This is a genomic window from Aeromonas sp. PrichA-15, assembly GCF_017939245.1.
In the GTDB taxonomy this organism is placed as follows: Bacteria; Pseudomonadota; Gammaproteobacteria; order Enterobacterales; family Aeromonadaceae; genus Aeromonas; species Aeromonas caviae.
This window is the reverse complement of the sequence record NZ_JAGKRH010000186.1, coordinates 1-3,936: the sequence shown is the minus strand read 5'-3', so window position 1 is coordinate 3,936 and position 3,936 is coordinate 1. Positions and strand designations below refer to the sequence as shown.

The 3,936-nt window shown below is 61.7% G+C and carries 3 protein-coding genes and 2 tRNA genes; 3 read left to right on the top strand and 2 right to left on the bottom strand.

Annotation, left to right across the window (positions count from 1 at the left end; genetic code table 11):
* Positions 1 to 188 precede the first annotated feature (188 nt).
* The gene (locus J9889_RS18525) at positions 189 to 683 is read right to left on the bottom strand and encodes a hypothetical protein (RefSeq protein ID WP_029314787.1); all 495 of its coding nucleotides are present in this window, start codon (positions 681 to 683) and stop codon (positions 189 to 191) included.
* 166 nt (positions 684 to 849) lie between these two features.
* Here J9889_RS18525 and J9889_RS18520 point away from each other — a divergent pair, with 166 nt between their 5' ends.
* Positions 850 to 2,823 carry an EAL domain-containing protein gene (locus J9889_RS18520; RefSeq protein ID WP_039040163.1) on the top strand — a complete coding sequence of 658 codons (1,974 nt, stop codon included), beginning with the start codon at positions 850 to 852 and terminating at the stop codon, positions 2,821 to 2,823.
* A 68-nt stretch (positions 2,824 to 2,891) separates the two neighbouring features.
* Here the strand turns inward: J9889_RS18520 and rraB are convergent, their stop codons facing one another.
* Complete coding sequence (gene rraB, locus J9889_RS18515; RefSeq protein ID WP_010675493.1) at positions 2,892 to 3,227, bottom strand: ribonuclease E inhibitor RraB; 336 nt, start codon at positions 3,225 to 3,227, stop codon at positions 2,892 to 2,894.
* 382 nt (positions 3,228 to 3,609) lie between these two features.
* Between rraB and J9889_RS18510 the strand changes: the two genes are divergently transcribed.
* Both J9889_RS18510 and J9889_RS18505 read left to right on the top strand, forming a co-directional pair.
* Positions 3,610 to 3,685 (top strand) — tRNA-Phe (locus tag J9889_RS18510).
* A gap of 5 nt (positions 3,686 to 3,690) precedes the next feature.
* A tRNA-Asn gene (locus J9889_RS18505) sits at positions 3,691 to 3,766 on the top strand.
* Positions 3,767 to 3,936: the final 170 nt, after the last annotated feature.

Sequence of the window (3,936 nt, the reverse complement as noted above, 5' to 3'; positions counted from 1 at the left end):
TATAACCTGGCCAGAAGGAGGCAATATCAATATGATGCACGGCGACAGCAGGGTGATGGTGGTGGTGTGTTTGGAGACAGCCAGTTTACCAGCACCCTGTCTGTCAACTTCCACTTCCCCAAGATCCCGCGAAGAACCTAAAAAAAACCCGTTGCACGCAACGGGGTTTTTCATGATACCCGGCAGGATCAGTTGCCGAGGGTGGAGAACAGGCTCTGTTCCAGGCTGCCGCGGGAGACGCACACCGGGGTGATGGAGGGAGCCAGTACCCGCTCGCCGGAGGACTCGACGAAGTAGAGCTGGGTATTGCCCTTGACGTTCACGGTGGCGACGCTGTTGTTGCCGCTCTGGGTGATGATCAGGTTGATCTGCAGGTTGGGGTTGCCCAGCGCCACCTTGGACCCCATGGTGCCGCAATCCAGCCACTCCAGACCATCGGCCGAGTTTTCCACGTTGGCGGTCATCAGACCGGCACCACGCTGGCTGTTCTCGATGTTCAGGCCGTGATCGCCGAACCACTTCTCGGCACGGGCCCACACCAGATCCACCGGGATCGCCATCTCCTGGGTGTTGTTGGTTGCCTTGGCAACCGGCGGGGTATAGCGATACTGCTCGCCGCCGTTGTTGTCGCTCGCACAACCCACCATCAACAGGGCCAGGGCGCCCCCCATTATCTTCTTCATGCTGCTTCTCTCATCCATAAGGCCATAGGCCAACCGGCGGCTATTATGGCGATCGCGACACAGGCTGTCAGCAGGGATCCGCACAAATGGCGTACTCTTAACCCAGGCTTTACAAAACCCACCTGTTATCATAGATTTGCTCGAAGTCTCCCCCGTGAGTGCTCTCGTGACTTCTTCGCTCTCCCTGGCGCTGCTGCAGCAGATCATCGACCAGTTACCCATGAATATCTTCTGCCGGGACAAGCACGGACGGTACCTGTTTGCCAACAAGGCATTCGCCAGGGAAGCCGGCCTGCAAGACCCGAGCGAACTCATTGGCAAGAGCGATGCCGAGATGCCCTGGGGGGATGTATTCCGGGAGGAAGATGACCGCCTGCTGGCCGACGGCAAACCCCTGCTGCACCAGCAGCTCCATTGCCACAGCGGCGAAGGCGCCAGCTGGATGGAGATCAACAAGGTTCCCCTGTATGACGAGCACGGCGACCCCATCGCCCTGTTTGCCATGGTCAGCGCCATCGATCAGCGCAAGGAGCTGGAGCAAACCTTCCGCCAGCAGCAGTTGCTGCAACGCCGCCTGCTGGATGCCATTCCCGACCTCATCCGTCTCGAGGATCACCAGGGCGTGCTCATCGACTGCAACCAGGCCTTTCTCGACTTCATGGGGCTGGTGGCAAGCGAGGCTCTGGGTCGGCGCGTCCCGCCCCGGCTGCCCGTCGAACAAACCCTGGGTCAGGGGGAGTATTGCGTGGTGGATGCCCAGGGCAGAGGCCGCCATCTGGAGGTCACCCGGGTCGAGGTGCCGGATGACGAGGGCAACTCCCTCGGCATCCTTACCCTGAGCCGCGACATCACCGGGCTGCGCACCACCCAGGCCCAGTTGCAGCAGGAGCAGCACTACGACAGCCTGACCGGCCTGCTCAAGCTCTCCCACTTCCTCCAGACCAGCCGTCATCTGGGCGCCCGCAAGGCCAGCCTGCTGCTGGTGGATCTGCAACATTTTCGCGAGATCAACGATCGCTTCGGTATCCGGGTCGCCGACCGCCTGCTGAGCCAGGTGGCCCGCCGCCTGCAACGACTGGCGCCGCCCCAGTCCCTGCTCTGTCGGGTCGCGGCGGATGACTTCGCCCTGCTGCTGCCCGAGCTCCCCCTCTCTCTGGATGCGTGGAGCCGCAACCTGCAGCAGGAGCTGATGACGCCCTATCAGGTGGAAGAACACAGGATCCAGATCCCGGTGTTTCTCGGCATCGCCCATGGCAAGGCCAAGGATGCCGAGCGTCTGCTGAGCCACGCCGAGGCCGCCCTGGCCCAGGGCAAGCGCCAGCAGCAGCACTGCACCCTGTTCGACCCCGCACTCGATGCCAAGCTCAAGCGCCGCCAGCTCATCGCCGCCCAGTTACCACTCGCCATCAAGTCCGCCGAGCTGACCGCCGTCTACCAGCCCATCATCTGTACCCACAGCAACCGGCTGCACGGGGCTGAGCTGCTCTGCCGCTGGCCCCATCCCGAATTCGGCATGATCTCCCCCGACGAGTTCATTCCGCTGGCGGAGGAGCTGGGGCTCATCGGCCAGCTCGGCCAGCTGATGCTGGAGCTCGGCTGTGCCCAGCTTGCCCGCTGGCAGGTAGCGGCCCCGGATCTGGTGCTCTCCATCAACCTCTCGCCCCTGCAGTTCCGCGATCCCGAGCTCTGCCCGCAGATCTTCGACTGCATCGCGCGCCACGGGCTCGCCCCCTGGCAACTGGAGCTGGAGATCACCGAAGGGGTGCTGATGGAGAATGCCGACGAGATAGAGAGCAACCTGGCCAGCCTCATCGAGGCGGGCTTCCAGCTCGCCATCGACGACTTCGGCACCGGCTACTGCTCCCTCGCCTATCTTCCCAGGCTGCAGGTGGCGACCCTCAAGCTCGACAAAAGCTTCACCCAGGGGCTGGCCACCAACCAGGCCACCACCGCCATCGTGCGTTCCGTCATCGGGTTGGGCCATGAGCTTGGCATCAAGATCACCGCCGAAGGGGTGGAGACACCGGAGCAGCAGGCCTGGCTGGTGCAGGTAGGTTGCGATCGGCTGCAAGGCTATCTGTTCAGCCGCCCCCTCCCACCGGCCGACTTTGCCCGCAGCTACCAGCTGCCGGAGCAGTAAGCCAGCAACAACAAGGCCACCCGAGGGTGGCCTTGTTGTTTTTGCAAAGCGTGCATGATCTGGGGCACTTACTCCTGGAAGTAGGTGCCCCAGCCGTCGTAGTCCACCCCGTATTTCTCGAGGATGGGCAGCATCTTCTCGATGTCGGCGACGATGGTGTCGATATCCAGCTTGCACTCCACCATGGCGTCGAAGCAGAAGATGGTAGCGCCGTCGTCCAGCTCCATCTCCTCGGCGTCGGTCACTTCGAAACCGGCCTTGAACAGATCGACCGCCGCCTTCTCCAGCAGATCGAACTTCTGGCAGGCAAAGTGGTGCTCAATCTCGTAATCCAGATCCGGGTTGCTGCCATCGGCCAGCAGCTCGTTGACGATGGCGGCGGTCTCTTCGCGCCACTCTTGCATATTGGTATTCATATAAACCCCAGGCGATGTTGGATGGATGTCACCCCTGCCAGCCGCGTCGGCCCGGACCATGGCCAGGGGATGAGTGCGGCAAAGCATACCCGCAGAGCGCGGCAGGCTCAATCGATGGGCCAAGATAACTGGCGCCTCTCCCGGCTTGGCGCCAGCGGGCAGCCCTCGGCACGTCAGGCAGCTCGCCCCCCTTCATGATGTTCTGCTGGCCGTCGGCCCCCCCCTGTCCCACAGGCCCCCCTCTTTTCATGGTTAAAACGGGGAAACCGGTCCAATCACGGGAAGATTGCTCGGATATCGAGCGAACGGTACATCAATCTGCGGCCTGTGGTTGACACCTCAGTCCAGAAAGGGTTTAATGCGCGCCGTTGCCCAGATAGCTCAGTCGGTAGAGCAGGGGATTGAAAATCCCCGTGTCGGCGGTTCGATTCCGTCTCTGGGCACCAACTATTCCTCCTTAGTTCAGTCGGTAGAACGGCGGACTGTTAATCCGTATGTCACTGGTTCAAGTCCAGTAGGAGGAGCCAAATTCGAAAGGCCCGCTCAGATGAGCGCAATGCTGTTCACTTAAGCGGAGCCGCATTGCGATTTACCGGAAAACGGGTCTTTGATATCTTCACCGCCCTGGGTCTCGATGGCCTGGGGCGTTTTTCTATGAACATGACGCCTATGCAGCCCCGCAACTCCGCCAACCTCC